This window comes from Nocardiopsis sp. Huas11 (assembly GCF_003634495.1).
In the GTDB taxonomy this organism is placed as follows: Bacteria; Actinomycetota; Actinomycetes; order Streptosporangiales; family Streptosporangiaceae; genus Nocardiopsis.
Genome location: NZ_RBKY01000001.1, coordinates 2,618,253 through 2,638,065, shown reverse-complemented (window position 1 = coordinate 2,638,065; position 19,813 = coordinate 2,618,253). Strand labels below are relative to the sequence as shown.

General features: G+C 73.9%; 20 protein-coding genes. 13 read left to right on the top strand and 7 right to left on the bottom strand.

The window, feature by feature from the left end:
* Position 1: 1 nt before the first annotated feature.
* Positions 2 to 415 (bottom strand): hypothetical protein, encoded by a 414-nt coding sequence (locus DFP74_RS11860; RefSeq protein WP_121181747.1) that lies wholly within the window; start codon positions 413 to 415, stop codon positions 2 to 4.
* 522 nt (positions 416 to 937) lie between these two features.
* Between DFP74_RS11860 and DFP74_RS11855 the strand changes: the two genes are divergently transcribed.
* Positions 938 to 2,335, top strand: coding sequence for an MFS transporter (locus tag DFP74_RS11855; protein WP_121181746.1), 1,398 nt, complete (start codon positions 938 to 940; stop codon positions 2,333 to 2,335).
* Positions 2,336 to 2,356: 21 nt separating this feature from the next.
* Here DFP74_RS11855 and DFP74_RS11850 read toward each other — a convergent pair whose 3' ends face one another.
* The 5 genes from DFP74_RS11850 to DFP74_RS11830 form a co-directional block, all read right to left on the bottom strand.
* On the bottom strand, positions 2,357 to 3,091 hold the full coding sequence (locus DFP74_RS11850; RefSeq protein ID WP_121181745.1) for a L,D-transpeptidase family protein: 735 nt from the start codon (positions 3,089 to 3,091) through the stop codon (positions 2,357 to 2,359).
* Between the two features lie 118 nt (positions 3,092 to 3,209).
* Positions 3,210 to 4,940 (bottom strand): choice-of-anchor I family protein, encoded by a 1,731-nt coding sequence (locus tag DFP74_RS11845; RefSeq protein ID WP_121181744.1) that lies wholly within the window; start codon positions 4,938 to 4,940, stop codon positions 3,210 to 3,212.
* A 117-nt stretch (positions 4,941 to 5,057) separates the two neighbouring features.
* A complete protein-coding gene (locus DFP74_RS11840; protein ID WP_121188193.1) occupies positions 5,058 to 5,966 on the bottom strand; it encodes an ACT domain-containing protein in 909 nt (302 codons plus the stop codon).
* 128 nt (positions 5,967 to 6,094) lie between these two features.
* Positions 6,095 to 7,276: a DUF418 domain-containing protein gene (locus DFP74_RS11835; protein WP_233570927.1), complete on the bottom strand. Its 1,182-nt coding sequence runs from the start codon at positions 7,274 to 7,276 to the stop codon at positions 6,095 to 6,097.
* Positions 7,277 to 7,453: 177 nt separating this feature from the next.
* A complete protein-coding gene (locus DFP74_RS11830) occupies positions 7,454 to 8,215 on the bottom strand; it encodes an SDR family oxidoreductase (protein ID WP_233570926.1) in 762 nt (253 codons plus the stop codon).
* A 281-nt stretch (positions 8,216 to 8,496) separates the two neighbouring features.
* On the opposite strand from DFP74_RS11830, the gene DFP74_RS11825 reads away from it, so the two are divergent.
* The 4 genes from DFP74_RS11825 to DFP74_RS11810 are packed head-to-tail and all read left to right on the top strand — an operon-like array spanning position 8,497 to position 11,702.
* A complete protein-coding gene (locus DFP74_RS11825; protein WP_121181742.1) occupies positions 8,497 to 9,297 on the top strand; it encodes an ABC-2 family transporter protein in 801 nt (266 codons plus the stop codon).
* Entirely contained in the window at positions 9,290 to 10,144 is an 855-nt protein-coding gene (locus tag DFP74_RS11820) for an ABC transporter permease (RefSeq protein WP_370013367.1), read from the top strand. Before DFP74_RS11825 ends, DFP74_RS11820 begins: the two co-directional genes overlap by 8 nt.
* A 3-nt stretch (positions 10,145 to 10,147) precedes the next feature.
* The gene (locus DFP74_RS11815) at positions 10,148 to 11,164 is read left to right on the top strand and encodes an ATP-binding cassette domain-containing protein (protein ID WP_121181741.1); all 1,017 of its coding nucleotides are present in this window, start codon (positions 10,148 to 10,150) and stop codon (positions 11,162 to 11,164) included.
* A gap of 52 nt (positions 11,165 to 11,216) precedes the next feature.
* On the top strand, positions 11,217 to 11,702 hold the full coding sequence (locus DFP74_RS11810) for a hypothetical protein (protein WP_147453858.1): 486 nt from the start codon (positions 11,217 to 11,219) through the stop codon (positions 11,700 to 11,702).
* Here the strand turns inward: DFP74_RS11810 and DFP74_RS11805 are convergent.
* Complete coding sequence (locus tag DFP74_RS11805; RefSeq protein ID WP_121181739.1) at positions 11,663 to 12,325, bottom strand: response regulator transcription factor; 663 nt, start codon at positions 12,323 to 12,325, stop codon at positions 11,663 to 11,665. The genes DFP74_RS11810 and DFP74_RS11805 overlap by 40 nt on opposite strands.
* A 140-nt stretch (positions 12,326 to 12,465) precedes the next feature.
* Here DFP74_RS11805 and DFP74_RS11800 point away from each other — a divergent pair, with 140 nt between their 5' ends.
* The 8 genes from DFP74_RS11800 (at position 12,466) to DFP74_RS11765 (ending at position 19,793) form a co-directional block, all read left to right on the top strand.
* Entirely contained in the window at positions 12,466 to 13,149 is a 684-nt protein-coding gene (locus tag DFP74_RS11800; RefSeq protein WP_233570925.1) for a DUF418 domain-containing protein, read from the top strand.
* 52 nt (positions 13,150 to 13,201) lie between these two features.
* Positions 13,202 to 14,083 carry a DMT family transporter gene (locus DFP74_RS11795; protein ID WP_233570924.1) on the top strand — a complete coding sequence of 294 codons (882 nt, stop codon included), beginning with the start codon at positions 13,202 to 13,204 and terminating at the stop codon, positions 14,081 to 14,083.
* Between the two features lie 173 nt (positions 14,084 to 14,256).
* Complete coding sequence (locus tag DFP74_RS11790; protein ID WP_121181737.1) at positions 14,257 to 14,859, top strand: hypothetical protein; 603 nt, start codon at positions 14,257 to 14,259, stop codon at positions 14,857 to 14,859.
* A 116-nt stretch (positions 14,860 to 14,975) separates the two neighbouring features.
* Positions 14,976 to 16,448, top strand: a complete 1,473-nt coding sequence (locus DFP74_RS11785; protein WP_121181736.1) for a PepSY domain-containing protein — start codon at positions 14,976 to 14,978, stop codon at positions 16,446 to 16,448.
* A gap of 106 nt (positions 16,449 to 16,554) precedes the next feature.
* Positions 16,555 to 16,923 (top strand): hypothetical protein, encoded by a 369-nt coding sequence (locus DFP74_RS11780; protein WP_121181735.1) that lies wholly within the window; start codon positions 16,555 to 16,557, stop codon positions 16,921 to 16,923.
* Positions 16,913 to 18,454 (top strand): cell wall metabolism sensor histidine kinase WalK, encoded by a 1,542-nt coding sequence (locus DFP74_RS11775; protein WP_233570923.1) that lies wholly within the window; start codon positions 16,913 to 16,915, stop codon positions 18,452 to 18,454. The genes DFP74_RS11780 and DFP74_RS11775 overlap by 11 nt, the downstream gene beginning before the upstream one ends.
* Positions 18,451 to 19,110, top strand: coding sequence for a response regulator transcription factor (locus DFP74_RS11770; RefSeq protein ID WP_121181733.1), 660 nt, complete (start codon positions 18,451 to 18,453; stop codon positions 19,108 to 19,110). The genes DFP74_RS11775 and DFP74_RS11770 overlap by 4 nt, the downstream gene beginning before the upstream one ends.
* 68 nt (positions 19,111 to 19,178) lie before the next feature.
* The gene (locus tag DFP74_RS11765; RefSeq protein WP_121188189.1) at positions 19,179 to 19,793 is read left to right on the top strand and encodes a DUF4956 domain-containing protein; all 615 of its coding nucleotides are present in this window, start codon (positions 19,179 to 19,181) and stop codon (positions 19,791 to 19,793) included.
* Positions 19,794 to 19,813: the final 20 nt, after the last annotated feature.

The window sequence follows — 19,813 nt, the reverse complement described above, 5'->3', positions numbered from 1 at the left end:
TCTAGATTGGGCGGCGGAGTTCGCGCCAGGCCGAGACCCACCGGTCGCGCTCGCCCGAGTCCTCGCCGGCGCACGCGGTGACGAAGGCCATCAGGAACACGTACCTGGGCAGCTCCGTGCCTTCGAGGACCTCGCGGAAGGTCGCCGCCTTGACGGCGCCGCCGCACAGGTACTCCAGCTCCAGGTAGGACCAGTCCCCCGCCCAGACCAGGTAGCGGCGCATGGTGAGCAGGAACTCCGCGGTGGTGCGCGCCGCGCGGGGGTCGGGGCGCTCCTCGTATCCGGCCAGGTCGCGCAACAGTCCGATCCGCTCGACGGTGGTGTCGACCGGGGTGGAGAGCAGGCGGTCCAGCCAGCCGGTGGAGCGCAGGGAGGCGTTGGGACCGGTCGGTTCGAGAACGGCCGTCGTACTCAATGAGTCTCCGCAGGATGGGGATTCGAGCAGGTGGTGTGCGTTCGGCACAGCGCACGCGCGAACGGCGCATACGCGAACAAGAGTGCGGGAGAACACCGACGGCCAGAGGAGGGGTGTTGCCGAGATAACTCCGACTGATCGGCTACGGGGAAATCTACCGGAAGAAGACGACACACGAAAGCGCCTGTGGTCTGGGCACTGTGGAGGCGTGCGACACCCCAGGGTGTGACGCGGGCACATCTTCGTGAACGCTGGGGATTATCTCTGAGAAAACGCACCAAAGGTGATCTCAGGGCCTCGTTAATACGTCACCATTACGCCGCATAGATTCTCTGATGTTACGCCTGGTAAAGGAGGGACGGCGGATCGAGCGTTCTTTTCCGGTGAGTCCTTATTAGGAGATGAGGTCCGACCGAAACAAGCTCGTCCGGTGCGGGCGGACCCGCCGCCATGGAGCCGGACACGACGGGTCTCCGGTGCCAGAATGCGGAACACGACCCCCCGCCCCTCCCCAAGGACGCGATGCCGACCACTCCCCCGCACGGCCAGGGCGAGGCGCCCCCGCTCGGCCGCTCCTTCCACCGGTTCTGGACCGGCTCCCTGGCGAGCAACCTCGCCGACGGCGTCATGCTCACCGCCCTGCCACTGCTCGCCGCCGCCCTCACCCAGGACCCGTTGGCGGTGTCCGCCCTCACCGCCGCCCGCTACCTGCCCTGGCTGCTCTTCGGGCTGTTCGCCGGCGCGCTCGTGGACCGGGTCGACCGCGTCCGGGCCATGGTCGGCGCGAACCTGCTGCGCGCCGCCGCGATCGTCGTCCTGGCGGTGCTCACCGCCACCGGGCACGCCGGCGTCGCGCTGCTCTGCGCGGTGATGTTCACCGTGATGACCTGCGAGATCGTCTACGACCTCGCGGGCCGGGCGCTCCTGCCCGCGCTCGCCCGGGGCTCGGTGGACCGGGCCAACGGGCGGCTGGTGGCCGGGCGCGAGGTGATGGAGGAGTTCGTCGGGGCGCCGACGGCGGGATTCCTCTTCGTCGTCGCCGCGGCGCTGCCCCTGGCGGTGAACGCGGGCGCCTACGTCCTGGGCGCGGTGGTGCTGCTCGGCCTCCCCGCGGCCGTCCGGCGACCGACCACCGTGCGGCGCTCCCCGGGCCGCCCCGGAGGCAACGGCGTGGACGGTGCGGCCGACGGCACGGGCGGCGGTGCGGCCGGCGGCACGGGCGGCGCGTCCGGTGACACGACCGGCGCCGCGCCCCGGACCGGAGCCGTGCGCTCGGTGCTCCGCGACGTCGGCGAGGGACTGCGGTTCATCTTCCGCGACCCGCCCCTGCGCGGCCTCGTGCTCTTCTCCTCGGCGGTGAACCTCGCGGCCGGCGCCCAGCTCGCCGTGTTCGTCCTCCTGGTCCGGACGCACTTCGGCGTGCCGGAGGCCCTCTACGGCGTCTTCCTCGCCGTGGCGGCCGTCGGGGCGATCGGCGGAGCCGTCCTGGCGAGCCGGGTCGGGGCGCGCCTGGGCCGGTTCCGCGGCATCGTCGGCGGCTTCCTGGGCCAGGCGGGGCTGTGCGCGGTGTTCGCCCTGGCGCCCGGCCCGGTGGTGGCCGCGCTCGCGTGGGCGCTCGTGGCCGCCGCGAGCACCCTGGCGGCCACCCTGTCCTCCGGCGTGCTCCAGCAGATCGTCCCGGAGCGGCTCCTGGGCCGGGTGATGGGTGCCCGCCGCATGCTCGGTGTCGGGCTGATCCCCGTCGGCGCCCTGGTCGGCGGTGCTCTGGGCAGGATCGACCTGCGCCTGCCCCTGCTGTTCGCCGCGGCGGTCTTCGCGGTCGCCACGCTGCTGGCCCTGCGGCACCTGCGCACGACGTCGGAGCGCGCGGACGAGGCCGAACGCACCGCGCGGCGGGAGGCGAGCGGTGCCGCCGAGTGATCCGGCGGCACCGGGCCCCGGTCAGCGGACGACGACGGTGTCGTACACCTCCATCCTCCCGCTCTCCCAGAGCCAGTCCATCGCGGCCATGCTCACCCGGGCGCACCCGTGCGAGGCGGGCTGCGGGGGCACGCTGGGGTAGCCGTGGACGGCGATGCCGCCGTTGAAGTACTTGGGTCTGTACAGGGCGCCGTAGGGGCCCGGGTCCCAGGCGTCGACCTCGCGGAACACCGTGTAGGTGCCGGTCGGCGTGGTCGCGATCCGCTCGGTGCCGTCGGAGCCCTCGTAGGGGCGCCCCGACCCGGTGGAGGTGTTGAGCACGCGCTCGACCTCACCGCCGGAGACCACCAGCAGGAGCTGGCGCTCCAGGTCGATCTCCAGGACCTCGCCCGACGAGGAGGTGGCGGAGGGCCGCACGCCCTCGTCGAGCGCCGCCCGGGTCTCGGGGCCGACGATGCCGTCGCGGTCGATCCCGGCCGCCTTCTGCAGCGCCGTGACCGCCTGGGCCGTGTTGAAGCCGAACTCGCCGTCCGCGCCGTCGATCCAGTAGCCGAGTTCGTCCAGACGCTCCTGGACGACGGTCACCGCCGGTCCGGCGGAGCCCTGGCGCAGCTCGGTGGAGCCGACCGCGGCGGCGGGCCGGGCCGTGGCGGTGAGCGCCGCGACCAGCGCGCACGCCATCACCGCGGCCGTGATCGCGGCGCGGGTGGGGACGCGCGCCCGGAACCGTGGGGGGAGTGACAAGGGGGTTACCATACGTCTCCTTTACCCACCCGCACGGTGTTCCCCACCCTTCGTCCGCCTCTGTGGACGAAGGGTGGGGCGTCGGCGGCCGTCGGGCCCCGCGCCGAGGGCGGCGGTCGGGCGGCGGCCGTCAGCCGCGGCCGGGCACCACGCGGTCGACGCGGAACAGGGTCGTCGTCCCGCTCACCTCGTGGGCGACCGCGAGGACCGGGACGCCCGGGATCGGGGAGTCCCCCGCCTCGATGAAGGTCATCCCCTCCGGGCCGAGGTCGCCCACCTCGCGCGTGCCGGGCTCGGCGGCGAAGTCGCGGTTGTTGAGGTACTGCACGAACGACGCGGCCCGGGGGTCGGTGATGTCGTAGACCATCACCCCGCCCACGCGCTCCAGACCGACGAAGGCGTAGGTGCGGCCGGAGACCTTGCCCACCACGACGGCCTCGGGCTCGGGGCCCTTGTCGTCGCTGCGGGAGTCGAAGGAGTTCTCGTCGTTGTCGGAGTTGAAGAACTCCGGCTCGTGCTCGGCGACGATCCGCTCGAAGTCCGATCCCGAGTCGAAGAGCTGCTCGCCGTCGGCCGTCCAGATCGAGAACGAGCGACCGCCGAAGGCGTACAGGTCCTCGTAGCAGCTGCCGTCCGCGCGCAGGCCGTCCTCGGCGGACACGGTCAGCCGGCCCAGGCTGGCGTTGTCCGTCAGCTCCTCGACCGTGCCGATCCCCAGGTCGTTGTCCTCCAGGAAGCCCGCGATACGCGGGGAGTCCTCGCACAGGGGGGTGTCCTCGGTCAGGCCGGCCACCCGGGACTCCTCGGAGTACCCGTCCCAGTCGCGCGAGTCGCCCTCGTTGGCCGTGACCAGCAGGGTGCTCCCGCGCCAGGAGAGGGTGCCGAAGCCGTCGGGCTGGTACATGCCCTGGACCGGCCAGTTCTCGACGCGGATCCCGCCGTCCCGGTTGGAGGCGTCGAACCCGTTGCCGGGCTCCAGGTGGTCCTTGGTCCCGAACGGCACGACGTCGGTGAACGCGGCCGCGTCCACGTCCAGGACCGCGAAGGCGTTGGCCTCCTGGAGCACGACGTAGGCGGTGTCGCCGTCCACGGTGGAGATGTACTCCGGTTCGAGGTTGCGCGCCACGCGCCCCGGGGTGCCGGGCTCGCCGGTGGACAGGTCGGGCCCGTGGACCCGCACGTCGGGGTGGAGCTCACGGCCCTCGTCCCAGGCCCGGAAGTCGGCCGTGGAGACGTCGTCCTGGGTCAGGCCCCGCGGGTCGCCGGACAGGCGGACGACGCTCACCGAGCCTTCCGGGTCGACGGTGTAGTCGTCGTCCGGCTCGCCCTCGTTGGCCACCAGCAGGGTGGAGCCGTCGGGTCCGAAGGCCGCCATGTCCGGCAGGGCGCCGACCCGCAGCGCGTTGAGCACCGTGCCCTCGACGTCGAAGAACACCACCCAGCCGGGCTCGGTCTTGTCGGCGGCCTCCACCGCGACCGCCACGAGGCCGTCGTGGACCGCCACGGAGTTGGCGACGGCGCCCTCTCCGACCGTCGAGCCGTCGGCCGCCGTCGCACCGGCGGTCACCAGGTCGAAGAGCTTGACCGGCGAACCGGGGTCGGAGACGTCCAGGACCTCCACGGTGGCCGACGCGGCGCTGACCACGAACAGGCGCTGATGGGCCGGGTCGTGCGCGACGATCTCCGCCGCGGAGGCGTCGAAGACGTCGGAGTGGTGGGTGCCGAGCACGGACAGTTCGATGCCGACGGGCCCGGAACCACGCCCCTGTCCGTTCCCGTTCCCGGGGTCGGCGTGGGCGATCGACGCGGCCCCGGTCAGGGTGACGGCGACGGCGGCCGTGACCGCCATGGTCTTGCGCATGGGTGCTTCCTGGTGGTTTCGGGGGAAAAGGCGTGTTCACGCCCGCGCCGAAGCCAACCAGGAGGTCACGAACACCGGGTGACGCCCGCTCAGCCGCCAGGTGAAGGGGTGTGCCGTTCAGGAGCGTCGCGCGTCCGCGTGCAGGGACGCGGCCACGTGGACCAGGGCGCGGCAGCGGGCGAACTCCAGCGCGGTGAAGGGGACCGCGACCTCGCCTTCGCGTCGCACGACGAGGACCCCGCCGTCGGGCGCCGGGAGCGTCATGGTGGTGCCGGACAGGTCCTCGCGCCCCATGCCCTCCGGCGGACGCGCGAGGCGAACGACCTCCCGTGCCGCCGACAGCGCCGTCAGCGACCGCTCCAGGGTCGTGGCGCCGGTGATCAGGGAGCTGACCAGGGCGAGCGTGCGGCTGGTGGTGTCGCTGAGCTCGTGGACGTCGGCCGGGCGCACGATCGCGTCGCGCACGCCCGCCCCCTGGACCGCGTCGTACAGGTGGCCCTCCCCCACCCGGGCGGGGGCGTTGACGAAGAACTCGTCTATGGCCTCGGGCCCGCCCGGGTGGACCTGCATGAGCCGGATGTCGACGCCGAGCGCGGCGAACCGTGAGGTGAGCGCGGCCAGACCGCCGGGGACGTCGGCGAGGGTCACCCGAACGCTCCACAACCGGTCGTCGGCGTGGCCGGGCGCCGGGAGGAGGCCGACGGGGCCCGTGGACCGGTCGGTCCCGGCGGGCGAGCCCGCCCCGGTCCGACCGTCGGCCGCGGCCGCCCCACCGCGCCGGAGCCGCCGGCGCCGGGCGTGCGCCGTCCGCTGGCGGTGCCACCGGTGCAGGCCGGACACCGCGAGCAGGAGCACGCCCACGGTGATCAGTACGCGGACCCCGCCGTCGCTGTGCCCGAGGGAGAGCACCACGACGTGCGCCGCCCCGGCCGCGAGGAGGAGGATTCCCAGGTCCATCGCCTCGCGGCCGAGGAAGCCGTGGCGGGTGCGGTCGTCGGTTCCGTGACTGCCTTCGGAAGCGTCCATGCCCACGACGGTGCCAAGCCGACGTTGCGGGGGGCCTTCACTCTGTGACGGGCCGGTAACAACAGAGCGTGACGCTGGTCACGGAGCGGAGCCGCCGCCGTCGGCCGACCACGGCGGCGCCCCCTTCCTCAGGCCGCCGACCGTGACTCTCGTCGCCCGGGGTCGCCTCCGTGCACGAGGCGCCGCATGAGCGCGTCCATGGGTCCCGGGCGCCCCGCCCGCTCCAGCGACGCCGCGAGCACCAGGCTCACACACCAGACGAGCGCCGCCACGACGAGCGCGCCCGCGCCGCCCACCCGTGTCCCCATCCCCACCAGATCGGAGTGGAGGACGAGGGCCACGAGGACGGAGTTCAGGAGGTAGAAGGTCAGGGAGCGCCGGCCCATCGCCGCGACCGCGCGGGTCAGCGTGCCGCCCGTGCGGTCCAGCCGGATGCTCCACAGCGTGAACAGGGCCGCGTACCCGGCTCCGCCGCACACGCCGGTCAGCACCTGCAGGCCCATGAACAGGCCGGCCGTGAGACCGTCCGCGTCCAGCGCGCCCACGGCGACCAGCGCGGAGGGCAGCGCTCCGGCGAGCGAGACCGTCACGCCGCCCACGGCGATCCGGGTCAGCAGCGCGCGGTGCGCGACCGGGTCGTCCAGCAGTCCGGCCCGGCCCGCCAGGTACCCGAGGACCACCAGGAGCAGCAGCGGGTAGGCCACCGCGATGAACAGCGGTGAGAACGGCGCCGAGGCCAGCCTCGCGACCCAGTCCGCGGCGGTCAGGTACCCGGGGAGCCCCCACTCCCCGCCACCGCCGCCGCCGGCGGACATCATGATCATCGCGGCCGGGACCACCAGGGCGTAGAACACGGCGAGCACCACCGCCGCGCGCACGACCACCCGGTTCGGACGCAGCAGCAGCCAGCCGGTGACCAGCGCCGCGAACCCGTAGGAGGCGAGGATCTCGCCGGGGAAGACCAGCACGGCGTGCACGAAGCCGAACAGCAGCAGGAAGAGGCCGCGGCGCCGGAGCAGCCGCCGGACCTCGGTGTCGGCGGTGCCGCGCGCCGACCGGCGGGCGACCATCCAGGCCATCCCGTACCCGAACAGGATGGCGAACATCGGGAAGGCCCGGTTGTCCAGGACGAGGGTGCTCACGAAGGCCGCGACCCGGTCCGGGAGCGCCTCCGCCGTCACGTCCGTGCCGAACCCTCCCCCGGCGTACACACTCGCGTAGGCCATGGCGATGAGCAGCAGCATCGCTCCCCTGGCCAGGTCGGGGGCGAGTCGGCGGTCCGTTCGCGACGGGCCGGTCGGGGCGTTCATCGTCGGTGTCCTCTCGGTGCGGTTCGGGTCGGTCCGCACCCACTCTGGTGCGGACCGCCGCCCCGGCGAATCGTCCGATCGGCCATCCGAACGGCCAATCCGCCCGCGCGGCCCCGTCCCGGCCCCGTCCCACCCCGGTCCGCCCCGCCCTCGGGCTGACCCCGCCCCGCCCTCGGGCTAACCCCGTCCCGCGTAGGGCATCTCCCGCGCCATCACCGTCACCGTCGGCACGGAGACGTCCGTCGGCAGCGACACGATGTGCGCGATGGTCGAGGCCACGTGCACCGGGTCGATCACGGGTTCGGCGCGCACCGAGCCGTCCGGCTGGACGGCGCCGGCCCCGAACCCCGACACCATCGCCGTCGACGCGTTGCCCACGTCGATCTGCGTGCACGCGATCCCGTGGCCGCGCAGGTCGAGGTTCATCGACGCCGTCAGCCCGGAGACGGCGTGCTTGCTCACGGTGTAGGCGACACTGGACGGGCGCGGCACGTGGGCCGACACCGACCCGTTGTTGATGATGCGGCCGCCCTTCGGGTCCTGCTCCTTCATCAATCGAGCCGCCTCGCGCGCGCAGTTCATCGACCCGGTGACGTTGGTCGCCAGGACCTCGTGCCAGTCCTGGTCGGAGATCGCGTCGACGGCGGCGCTCGGACCGAACACCCCGGCGTTGTTCACCAGTGCGTCGACCCGGCCGAACCGCTCCCGGACCAGCGCGAACAGCGCCCGCACGGAGTCGGCGCGGGTCACGTCGGCCTCGACGACCACCGCGCGCGCACGGCCGTCGGCGGTCTCCTCCAGGGCCGCGCGCCGCCGGCCCGCCAGCACCACCGCGTACCCGTCGTCGAGCAGCCGCACGGCGGTGGCCCGGCCCAGGCCCGACCCGGCGCCCGTCACCACCACGACGCCCCGCCCGGCCGTCCCCGTCGTCTCCCGCACCACCGCGGTCCCCTCTCGTCCACCTGCGTGTTCCCCGGCCGGATGGCGGCCGGAGCGGTCGTCCGGGAACGTTATCGCCCTCCCGGCGACCGGGCCTGGACCGGTCCCCGGGTGTGCTAGCGTCACTTCCTCGCGGCGACCCGGACCTGTGTCTGCATCAGGGACGTGCCGGACCCCCGTGTCTCCACCGGGGGCGGTCCTGTCCCCAGGTCCCCCGCCCCTGCGCCGAGACCGGTCGTTCATCTTCTGCACGGTCTCGATCTGCCAGGGAGTACGCGCTCGTGCGTGTCTACTGCGCGGTGGCCGCCCGAGGGCTGCGCCGCTATTCCACCTACCGTGCGGCCGTGGCCGCCGGACTGTTCACCAACAGCGTCTTCGGCGTCATCAACGCGATGGTGCTGATCGCCCTCTTCACCGCCCGTCCCGAGATCAACGGCTACGACGTCGACGACGCGGTCACCCAGGTCTTCCTCGCCCAGGGGCTCATCGCGGTGGTGGCGATCATGGGCCCGCCCCTGGAGCTCGGCGAACGCGTGCGCAGCGGCGCCGTGGCCACCGACCTGCTGCGGCCGGTCTCGCTCCTGGGGTGGTGGCTGGCCGACGACCTCGGCCGCGCCGCCTTCAACCTGGTGTTCCGGGGCGTGCCCACGTTCGTCGTCGGCGCGTTCCTGTTCGATCTGCTGATCCCGACCGACCCCTGGCGCTGGGCCGCGGTGGCCGTGTCGATCGCACTCGCCACGCTCGTCTCCTTCGCGCTGCGCTACCTCTACGAACTGGCCGGCTTCTGGCTGATGGACACCCGCGGCATCCAGGCGGTGGCCGGGTTCCTGGGCCCGATCGCCGCGGGCATGCTGCTCCCGCTGCCCCTGTTCCCCGCGGGGGTGGGCGACGTGCTGCGGCTCCTGCCGTGGGCGTCCATCGTGCAGCTGCCCGCGGAGGTCTTCCTCGGCAAGGACACCCTCCCCGGCGGCACGGTCCTGAGCGGCCTCGCGATCCAGGCCGGGTGGGCACTGGCCCTGTTCGCGTTCGCCGCGTGGGCCACCTCCCGAGCGACCGGCAAGGTGGTGGTCCAGGGTGGTTGACCTCGTCGAACGCGTACGCGGGCGCCGCCCCGACCGGGACCCGTGGGGCACGCCCGTGCGCACCTACCTGCGTCTGGCCTGGACGTGGTGCCGGGCCATGGCGCAGTACCCGACCTCGCTCGTCCTGATGAGCCTGGCGACGTCCCTCGGCGCGATCGCGGAGATCGGAGCCGTGCTCGTGGTGTACACGCACGCCGGGCGGCTGGCCGGATTCGACGTGCACGAGGGCCTGCTCATCTCCGGGCTGGCCACCACGGCGTTCGGCTGCGCCAACCTGCTCATGGGATCGGTCGAGAGCCTGGGACAGCACATCCGGACGGGCTCCCTCGACGCGATGCTGGCACGGCCGGTCTCGCCGCTGGTGCAGATGGCCACCGACCGCTTCGCCCCGCGCCGCCTCGGCCGCATCCTGCCCGCCGCCGGCGTCACCGTCTACGCCCTGGCCGCCGCCGACATCGACTGGACCCTCGGCCGGGTGCTGGCGCTGCCGGTACTCCTGGTGTCGGGGACCGCCATCGCCTGCGCGATCTGGGTGATCGGCGCGTGCCTGCAGTTCTTCCTCCCCGACGCCCGCGAGGCCGCCAACTCGGTGACCTACGGCGGGCAGGCGCTGGTGGAGTACCCGCTGGCGGTCTACTCGCGCGGGGTCGTACGCGCCGCCACGTTCGCCGTGCCGCTGGCCTTCGTCAGCTGGCAGCCCGCCCTGTACCTGCTCGACCGCCCCGACCCCACGGGCCTGCCCGACGCCCTGCGCCTGGCCACCCCGCTCGTGGCCGTCTCGCTGTGCGCCCTGGCCGCCGCCACCTGGCGGTTCGGGCTGCGCCACTACCGATCCACCGGGAGCTGACCGATGCCGCCGAAGACCACCGCCGCCCCCGCCCGGACCGCCACCGAGCCGATCATCGAAGCCGTCGGTCTGGGCCGGGATTTCACCGTCACCGAGGGGCCCCTCCTGCGCCGCCGGCGGCGCACCGTCAGCGCGGTGCGCGACGTCGACCTGACCGTCTTCCCCGGCGAGATCGTCGGCTACCTCGGGCCCAACGGGGCCGGGAAGAGCTCGACGATGAAGATGCTCACCGGCATCCTCAGCCCGACCCACGGCCGGGTCCGGGTCACCGGCCTGGAGCCGTCCCGCCGGCGCACCCGCCTCGCCGCGCGGATCGGGGTCGTGTTCGGTCAGCGCTCCACCCTGTGGTGGGACCTGCCGCTGCGCGACAGCTTCGAGCTCACCCGGCACATGTACCGGGTCCCGGCCGCCGACCACGCGCGGCGGCTCGCGGAGCTCACCGAACTGCTGGAGCTCGGCCCGTTCCTGGCCACCCCGGTGCGCCAGCTCAGCCTGGGCCAGCGCATGCGCGGCGACCTGACGGCCGCCCTGCTGCACGGGCCCCGCCTGCTGGTCCTGGACGAGCCGACGATCGGTCTCGACGTGGTGAGCAAGTCGACCATCCGCGAGTTCCTGCTGCGGCTCAACGCCGAGGAGGGCACGACGATCCTGCTGACCACGCACGACCTGGGCGACGTGGAGCGCCTGTGCGAACGCGTCGTGGTGATCGACCAGGGGCGGCTGGCCTACGACGGGGGCCTCGCCGGGCTGCGCGCGAGCGTGCCCTCGCCGCGTGTCCTGGTCGTGGACCTGGCCGAGCCCGCCGCGCCGCTCGCGGTCGAGGGCGCCCGGTGCGTCCGCGCGGACGGCCCCCGGCAGTGGCTGGAGCTGTCCGACAACCCCGCGCGCGTCATCGCCGAGGTCACCCGGCTGCACGAGGTCGCCGACCTGACCCTGCGCGAGCCGGACATCGAGAGCGTGGTCGCCGCCCTGTACCGGGGTTCGTCGCCAGTGCCGGGTGGTACGCGCACCACTCCGTGAACGGGATCGTCCACTCTGACGGCCGTCTCCCGCGCGGAGAATACTCATGGCCATGACGAGAACGATGTCCGCTCCGGCGGCACGGACGATGACATGGGCGACGACGTTGTGGGCGACGGCGGTGGCGTGCGGCGTCGTCGAGACGACGCTGGCGGTCGCGGAGATGGTGTCCGCGGGAGACGCGGTCCCCTGGGCGGCCCTGGCGGTGCGCCTGGCCGTCTACACGGCCGCGGCCCTGATGGTCGTGTGGTTCGCGGGCGGCCGCCGGTGGGCCCGGGTGGTCCTGACCGTGGGGCTCGGCGTGATCGGGCTCGGCTCGCTGGTCGTGCCGATCGCGCTGGCGCTGCCGGACGGTGCCGGGGTCCTGGAAGCGATGGGCTACGAACACGGACTCCTGTACCTGGCGGTCCGGGTCGGGCACATCGCCTCGGTGATCGCGGCCCTGGTGCTCTCGTACACCCCGTCCGCCGACCGCCGGTTCGCCCGGCGGGCGGCCGGTCAGCCCTCCTCGGTGTCCGACCAGGTCGCCAAGCCGTAGCGGTAGGCGTACACCGCGGCCTGCACCCTGCTGCCCAGGCCCAGTTTGGTCAGGATCCGGGTGACGTGGATCTTCGCCGTCCCCGGGGCGATGCCCAGGTCCCGCGCGATCCGGGCGTTGCTGCGACCGGTCGCGACGAGCCGCAGCACCTCCCGCTCGCGCTCAGTGAGGTCGGCGCTCCTCGTCGGCGGGGTGCGCGGGGAGGTGGCCGCGAACCGGCGCACCAGGCGCGGAGTGACCCGGGGGTCGATCACGCCCTGCCCGCCGTGGGCGGCGCGGACCGCCTCCACGTACAGCGCGGGATCGCTCTCCTTGAGCAGGAAGCCCACCGCCCCGGCCTGGAGCGAGTCGAACAGGTACTCGTCGGTGTCGAAGGTGGTCAGCATGACGGTCGGGGGCGGCCGGTCGAACCGGGAGAGCGCGCGGAGCGCGGCCACGCCGTCCGTCCCCGGCATGCGGATGTCGGTGAACACCACGTCCGGGACGAGCCGCCGCGCCATCGCGACGAGTTCACGGCCGTCGGCGGCGACCCCGACCACCTCGATGTCCGCCACCGACCCGAAGAGCAGCCGCAACCCCTCCCTGGCGGCGGGCTGGTCATCGGCCACGAGAAGTCTGATCATCACCGTCTCCGTTCAGGGGCCAGGCCGCCTCGACCCGCCATCCGCGGCTCGGCCGGCACCCGGCCGCCAACCGCCCGCCCCGAGCCCCCACGCGCTCCTCCATCCCCCGGATCCCGCTCCCGGACGACTCGACGACGTCGGTGAAGGGCCGGGGCGCGTCCGCGGCCGGGCAGGGCAGCGACGACGTTTACGACGCCCTCTTCCTGGAGGGCGCCTACCTGGCGCAGGTCGCCTACCGGGCGGAGCACTTCCTCGGCACGCGCGCCGAGATCGCCGTCACGTTCCCCATGACGGTGTTCCTGTTCCTGCTGGGGGTGCGGCTGTACAGGGCGGGCGCGTTCGACGACAACGGGACGGGGCGGCGGATCCGGGGGCGGATGCTCGCCTGGGGCTTCGGGCTCGGCCTGCCGCTCAACCTCCTCGGCGCCTCGCTGGTCGTGCTCGATTCGGCGTCGCGCTACGTGTTCCCGATGGTGCTCATGCTCGGCTACGTGGGCCTGGTCGGGTGGCTGCTGGACCACGCGCGTCGGAGGGGGCCCGTGACGCTCGGGCTGCGGGCCGTCGGCCGTACCGCCCTGACCTGCTACGTCCTGCAGAACGTGATCGCCTCGTGGCTCTTCTACGGCTGGGGGCTCGGTCTCGCCGCCCGCGTCGACGGCACGACGTGGATCTTCGGGGCGTGGGCGGGCATCGGCCTGTTCCTCGTGCTCGCCTCGCTCGCGTGGCTCTCCCGGTTCGAACGGGGACCGCTGGAGGCGCTCGGCGCCCGGCTCCTGGCGCTGGTCCCCGACCGTCGGGCGACGGCAACGGACCGTGCGGCGTGAGAACGCGCCACCGTACGCGGACCGCGAAGACCCGACCGGCATGATGGTGGTCATGGGGATCTGGTGGGGCATCTTGTTCGGTCTGCTCAGCTGCACGGCCTACACGGCCGCCGCGGTCGCGCAGCGCAGACTCGCCGTCCGCGTGCGGGCGCCGCTGACGCGCCGCGGCGAGCTGACGACTCTGGTGCGCCATCCCCTGTGGTGGGTGTCCCTGGTGTTCAACGGGGGGCGGGCGGGCTTCCAGGTGGCGGCCGTGAGTTTGGCTCCCCTGACCGTGGTGCAGCCGTTGGGCGTCCTGGTCCTGGTGTTCGGCATCCCCTGGTCGGCCCGGCTGGGCGGGCGCCGGGTCAGCCGCGAGGAGTGGCGCGGCGCCGCCTTCACGGTGGTGGCGCTGGGCGCGCTGCTCGCGGTGACCGTCACCGGCGACCGGGGCGGCGTGCTCGACGACACCGGCTCGATCGCGGTGGGCCTGGGCACGGTGGCGCTGCTGGCGCTGACGGCGTGGGCGGCCGACCGGAGGCGCACGGCGGCCTGGCGCAGCTACCTGCTCGCCGGAGCCGCCGGGGTGGCCTTCGGTGTCTCCTCGGCGACGGTGAAGACCGCGGTCTCGGTCATCGGAGAGACCGGGGCCGTCGGCCTGCTGCACTCGTCCGTGGCCGCGACGGCGGTGATCGCGGTCTTCGGGCTGCTGCTCGCCCAGGCGGCCTACCAGGGCATGGACATCGGTGCCCCGCTCGGCATCACGACCATCGCCAACCCGGTCGCCGCCGCGATCGTGGGCGTGGCCTTCATGGACGAGGCCTACGCGGGCGACTGGTGGGGCGGCGCGGTCGCCGCGGTGTGCGCGGTGCTCGCCGCGTACGGCATCCGCCTGCTGACGGTCCCGCAGAACGGTGCCGCCGATAAGTCCCGGCATCCCGAACCGGCGCCGTAACGTTTCTCCGCGTTGCGCCCTCTCCCCTGGCTTCCCGGTTTCGTTGCGTTGTGTTTCGTCGTCATGGACCGGTCCGAGGCGATGCCGGGACGCGGTCGGGCCCCGAGGGGCGTGCGCTCCCGCGTCGCCCACAGGGGGTGGGCACGCCCGCCGGAGTGGGGCACACTGACGGAGTGTCCGCGCCCGCCCCGCTCCGCCTGCCGCGCGCCTCGGTGTTCGCCGGGGCATGCGTCGGCGTATCCGCGGCGGGCCACGCGCTCTCCTCCGGTCACGCCGTGGCCCCGGCCGGCCTGGTGGCGGGCTTCGCCCTCGTGCTGGCCGCCGCCCACGGGCTCGCCCAACGCGAGCGGGGCCTGAGGGCCGTCACCGGGCTCATGCTGTGGTGCCAGCTGGCGCTGCACGTCCTGTTCTCCGTCACGGGGCCGGGGACCGCGGCGACCTCCGCGGCGGACCCGCACACCGCCGGGCACCAGGCCGCGGGCGCGGTCGGCGGCCTCGCCGGGTCCGGCCTCGGCCCGGGCATGCTCCTGGCCCACGCGTCGGCCGGGCTGGCCTGCGCGTGGTGGCTGCGCCAGGGCGAGCGCAGCGCGTTCGACCTCGTGGGGCTGCTCCGCGGCCTGTTCCGACGGCTGCTCACGGTGCCGTCCCCGACCCCGCCGTCCCGGCCGCGGCCCCTCGTGCCGTCGAGCGCACGGGCCTCCCGCCGGGTCGGCGCGGCGGCCTTCCTGCGCCACGTGCGCGTCCTGCGCGGTCCACCCGCGTCCTTCCTGTTCTGAGACACCTCCCGGCCGGGCCTCGCGCCCGGCCCCGCGTCGGCGCACCCGCCGACGCGCCCCTACCCGTGCCGACGGCCCGTGCGCCGCTCGGCGTCCTGTCCAGGAAGAACGCACCTGTGAGCACACACACCCCCGAACATCCCGAACCGCCCTCCGCCGAGGACCGCACGGACGCGCCGGCCCCCGGGGCCGCGGCGCCCCGGACCGGAGCGCGCCCCACCTGGTCCGCGCTGCGCCACCTGCTCCTGCGCCTGCACTTCTACGCGGGGATCCTCGTCGCCCCGTTCGTCGTCGTCGCGGCCCTGACCGGGCTGGTGTACATCTACACACCTCAGCTGGAGCAGGCCCTCTACGCCGAACAGCTGCGCGTCGAGCCCGGGGACGGCGCCGTCTCCCTGGAACGGCAGGCCGCCGCGGCGGCCGAGGCCCATCCCGACGCGCGGCTGAGCGCCGTGCGCCCTGCCGAGGCCCCCGACGAGAGCACCCGCGTACTCATGAGCGCCGACGGCCTTCCCGACGGACACCTGCTCGCGGTGTTCGTCGACCCCCACGACGGCGCGGTCCTGGGCGACCTCACCAGCTACGGGAGCAGCAGTTCGCTCCCGGTGCGGTCATGGCTGGCCGAGCTCCACCGCAGCCTCCACCTGGGCGACGCGGGCCGCCTGTACAGCGAGCTCGCCGCGAGCTGGCTGTGGGTGGTCGCCCTGGGCGGCGTGATCCTGTGGACGGCCCGGCGGCGGCGCGAGCACCGACTGCGCCGGACCCTGCTGCCCGACGCCTCCGCCACCGGGCGGGCGCGCACGATGTCCTGGCACGGCTCCGTCGGTGTCTGGGCGCTCGCCGGACTGGCGCTCATCACCGCGACCGGGCTGACCTGGTCGCAGTACGCGGGCGGCAACATCACGCAGATCCGGGCGGCCCTCGACTGGCAGACCCCCGCCCTGTCCACGGCGGCCGTCATCGACCACCACGGCCACTCCGGGCACGGCGACCACGCCGGCCACGGCGCCCCCGCCACCGACCTCGACGCCGCGCTGGCCGCCGCCCGCTCGGCCGGACTCGACGGCCCGGTGGAGATCGGCGTCCCCCAGGAGGACGGCGCCCCGTACACGGTGGCCCAGACCGTGCGCGGCTGGCCGGTCCAGCAGGACCAGGTGGCGGTGGACCCCGCCGACGGCACGGTCGTGGAGGAGCTGCGGTTCGACGACTTCCCGCTCATGGCCAAGCTGAGCAACTGGGGCATCGGCTTCCACATGGGTCTGCTCTTCGGCCTGCCCAACCAGCTGCTGCTGACCGCACTGGCGCTGTCCGTCGCGGCCATGGTCTTCTGGGGCTACCGGATGTGGTGGCAGCGCCGACCGACCCGGGGCGGCGCGTTCGCGTGGGGCCGCCCCGTCCCGCGCGGCGCCGGGCACGACCTGCCCTGGTGGTGCGTGGCCCTGGTCGCCGCGTGCGCGGTGGGCGTCGGAGTCCTGTTGCCGGTCCTGGGGGTGTCGCTGCTGTGCTTCCTCGCCGTGGACGCCGCCCTGGGCCTGCACCACCGACGACGCGGCCGGCCGCACGCGTCCGCGACGCCGCCGTCGACTTGAGGGCCAGGTCCGCGGCCCGACCCTGCCGCCCGCGAGCTGCGAAGATGAAGGAAGCCTCATCCCCGTTTCATGTGCGCGCCGACCGTGTGCGCCAGGCTCGACGAGTATGAGATCACCCTTACTGCCGCTGCTCGCGGCGGCCGTGGCGGCCCTCCTGGCCGTCGCGGCCCTGGCGTGGTGGCTGACCCCGTCGGAGCCGGTGTCCGGCCATCCGGAGGAGGTCGTGGTCGGTGAGTCGCCCGGGACGGACACGTCCGGCCCGGGCGACCCCCGGTCGCCTTCCTCCGGACCGGGCGGGGGCGTCGTGCCCGCCCCGCCGCCGGTCACCGGCGCGACGGAGCCGCCGGAGGGCGCCGACCCGTCGGCCGGGACCGGGAGCCCGACCGACCCGGCCACGACCGGCCCGCCCGTCCCCGCCTGCGGCGACGACGATGACGATGACGACGACTGCGGAGCGGACGACGATGACGACTGAGTCACCGCCCGAGACCGGGACGGGCGACACCGCCCTCTTCCCGACCATGGTCCTGCGCGGCCCGATGCCCGAACCGCCGCAGCGGCGCCGGATCCCGGCCCGCCTGCTCATCACGGCCTGGGTCGTGCTGCTCATGGCCGCGGTCCTGGCCCTGGTCACCGTCGTCACCTGGCGCGCGGTCGAGACCAAGGTCGGGGAGCGGGTCGACCGTGCCCTGTCCCAGGAGATCGGCGAGTTCCAGGAGTTCGCCCAGGCGGGCACCGACCCCGAGTCGGGCGCGCCCTTCACCGACGTCCCCTCCCTGCTCAACACCTATCTGGCACACCAGTACCCCGACGACTCCGAGATCCTCTTCGGCTGGGTGGGCGACCCGCCCGGCACCGGCCCGGGAGCGGGCGGGTCGCCCACCGGCGCCGAGGACGGCCGCATCCGCCAGGGCCAGGAACCGCCCTTCGACCTGTCCGCCGACCCGGCCATGGTGACCGAGATCCTCAGCGCCCCCGACGCCCGCGGCCGGTCGCAGACGCCCGCGGGAGCGGTGGAGTGGCAGCGCATCCACGTCGTGCTCCCGGGCGAGGGCACCGACGGCTGGTTCGTCATCGGGTACTTCACCGAGGAGGACCGCGAGGTCGTGGCCTCCACCACGGGCACGGTCGCCCTGGTCAGCACGGTCGGGCTGCTCGCCGCGGCCACCGCGGCGTGGTGGGTGGCGGGCCGCGTCCTGGCCCCCGTGCGCCTGGTCCGCCAGGCCGCGGCGCACATCACCGAGGAGGACCTCACCCGGCGGATCGACGTGTCCGGACGCGACGACATCGCCGCGCTCGCCGAGCAGTTCAACAGCATGCTGGACCGCCTGGAGGGCGCGTTCACCGAGCAGCGCAGGTTCGTCGACGACGCCGGGCACGAGCTGCGCACACCCATCACCATCGTGCGCGGCCACCTGGAGCTGATGGGCGACGACCCCGAGGAGCGCCGCGAGGTGGTCCGCCTGGTCACCGACGAACTCGACCGCATGGGCCGCATCGTGGAGGACCTGCTGCTGCTCGCCAAGGCCCAGCAGCCCGACTTCGTCCGGGCCGTTCCCGTCTCCCTCGCGGAGCTGACCAGCGACATCGACGCCCACGTGCGCAGGCTCGGCGACCGCGACTGGCGGTTGGAGGCGGTGGCGGAGGTCGACGCGGCCCTGGACGCCCAGCGGGTCACGCAGGCCGTGGTCCAGCTCGCCGCCAACGCGGTGCGCCACACCGAACCGGGGTCGATCGTGCGGTTCGGCTCCTCGGCCGGCCCCGACCACGTCCTGTTCTGGGTCGGCGACCAGGGGCCCGGGATCCCCGCCGAGGAGCACGGACGGATCTTCGAGCGCTTCTCCCGGGGCGGCGGCTCCGCCCGCGGGGACCGCGGCGCCGGGCTGGGCCTGGCGATCGTCCGCGCCATCGCCGAGGCCCACCACGGACGCGTGGACCTGCGTTCGGCGCCCGGCGCCGGCTCCACGTTCACCCTCGTCATCCCCCTCCGGAAGGAGCTCGCGTGAGCCGTGTCCTGATCGTCGAGGACGAGGAGCGGATCGCCTCGTTCGTCCGCAAGGGGCTGACCGCCAGCGGCTTCACCGCGACGGTCGTCGGTACCGGCGGGGAGGCCGTCGACTACGCGGTCACCGGCGGGTTCGACCTCATGCTCCTGGACCTGGGACTGCCCGACACCGACGGCTTCGACGTCCTGCGGCGCGTGCGCGCGCTGGGGGTCGACATCCCGGTGGTCATCCTCACCGCACGCGACGGCGTGCGCGACACGGTCACCGGCCTGGAGATCGGCGCCGACGACTACGTCACCAAGCCGTTCCGCTTCGAGGAGCTGCTGGCCCGCGTGCGGCTGCGGATGCGGACCGAGCGGCCCGGCGCCCTGACCGTGCTGGAGGCGGGCGGCCTCTCCCTGGACCTGCGCACCCGCCGGGTGACCGTGGGCGGGACCGCGACGGACCTGACGGCCCGCGAGTTCGCGCTGCTGGAGCTGCTGATGCGGCACCCGGGCCAGGTGCTCACCCGGCAGCAGATGCTCTCGCACGTGTGGGGTTACGACCACGACCCCGGATCGAACGTGGTGGACGTCTTCGTCCGCACGCTGCGGCGCAAGGTCGGCCAGGAGCGCATCACGACGGTGCGGGGCATGGGGTACCGGCTCGACGGGTGACCCGAAGATGAGGTTCTCCTCATGTCGGGCTCATGGCCTCCTCACCGCCGGTCACCACGATGGTCACCATGATCTGGTTCGCACTGGCGGTCGACCTGACCGCGATCACGCTGTTGTCCTACGCCCTCTACTTCCGCCGCCACGGTCGGCGCGACCTCCTGCTCGCCTACGTGGCCCTCAACACCGGGATCTTCGGTGTGGTGGCCATGCTGACGAACCAGGAGGTCGGGATGGCGGTCGGCTTCGGGCTCTTCGGTGTCCTGTCGATCCTGCGGCTGCGGTCCGACCTGATCAGCCAGGGCGAGATCGGCTACTACTTCACCGCCATCGCGCTCGGCCTGGTCAACGCCGTGGCGGTGTCGGTGCCCTGGGTCCTGGTGGGGCTCAACGCGCTGCTGCTCGCGGTGATGTACGTGGCCGACCATCCGCGCCTGCTCTCCCGCCACCGGCGGCGGATCCTCACGCTCGACGTCGTCCACGAGGACCCGGTGGCGCTCCGCCAGGACCTGGAGGCCCGGCTGCGCGGCCGCGTCCAGCGCGTGGACGTCACCGAGGTCGACTACGTCCGCGACCTGATGGTGGTCGACGTCCGGTACCGGGCGGCCGAGGAGCCCGGGATCGGCTCCCCCGCCGAACGGACCGTGCGGTTCACCGTCCCGGGCTGGGCGGGCGGCCGCCGGTGAGCCCGCTGACGGCGGCCCTG

Bases quoted from the DNA above. Each gene is read 5' to 3' on its own strand.
- DFP74_RS11775 (WP_233570923.1), top strand. From the start codon at position 16,913: ATGACGACTGAGTCACCGCCCGAGACCGGGACGGGCGACACCGCCCTC.
- DFP74_RS11805 (WP_121181739.1), bottom strand. From the start codon at position 12,325: ATGATCAGACTTCTCGTGGCCGATGACCAGCCCGCCGCCAGGGAGGGG.
- DFP74_RS11815 (WP_121181741.1), top strand. From the start codon at position 10,148: ATGCCGCCGAAGACCACCGCCGCCCCCGCCCGGACCGCCACCGAGCCG.
- DFP74_RS11795 (WP_233570924.1), top strand. From the start codon at position 13,202: ATGGGGATCTGGTGGGGCATCTTGTTCGGTCTGCTCAGCTGCACGGCC.
- DFP74_RS11845 (WP_121181744.1), bottom strand. From the start codon at position 4,940: ATGCGCAAGACCATGGCGGTCACGGCCGCCGTCGCCGTCACCCTGACC.
- DFP74_RS11835 (WP_233570927.1), bottom strand. From the start codon at position 7,276: ATGAACGCCCCGACCGGCCCGTCGCGAACGGACCGCCGACTCGCCCCC.
- DFP74_RS11840 (WP_121188193.1), bottom strand. From the start codon at position 5,966: ATGGACGCTTCCGAAGGCAGTCACGGAACCGACGACCGCACCCGCCAC.
- DFP74_RS11780 (WP_121181735.1), top strand. From the start codon at position 16,555: ATGAGATCACCCTTACTGCCGCTGCTCGCGGCGGCCGTGGCGGCCCTC.
- DFP74_RS11810 (WP_147453858.1), top strand. From the start codon at position 11,217: ATGACGAGAACGATGTCCGCTCCGGCGGCACGGACGATGACATGGGCG.
- DFP74_RS11850 (WP_121181745.1), bottom strand. From the start codon at position 3,091: ATGGTAACCCCCTTGTCACTCCCCCCACGGTTCCGGGCGCGCGTCCCC.
- DFP74_RS11765 (WP_121188189.1), top strand. From the start codon at position 19,179: ATGATCTGGTTCGCACTGGCGGTCGACCTGACCGCGATCACGCTGTTG.
- DFP74_RS11855 (WP_121181746.1), top strand. From the start codon at position 938: ATGCCGACCACTCCCCCGCACGGCCAGGGCGAGGCGCCCCCGCTCGGC.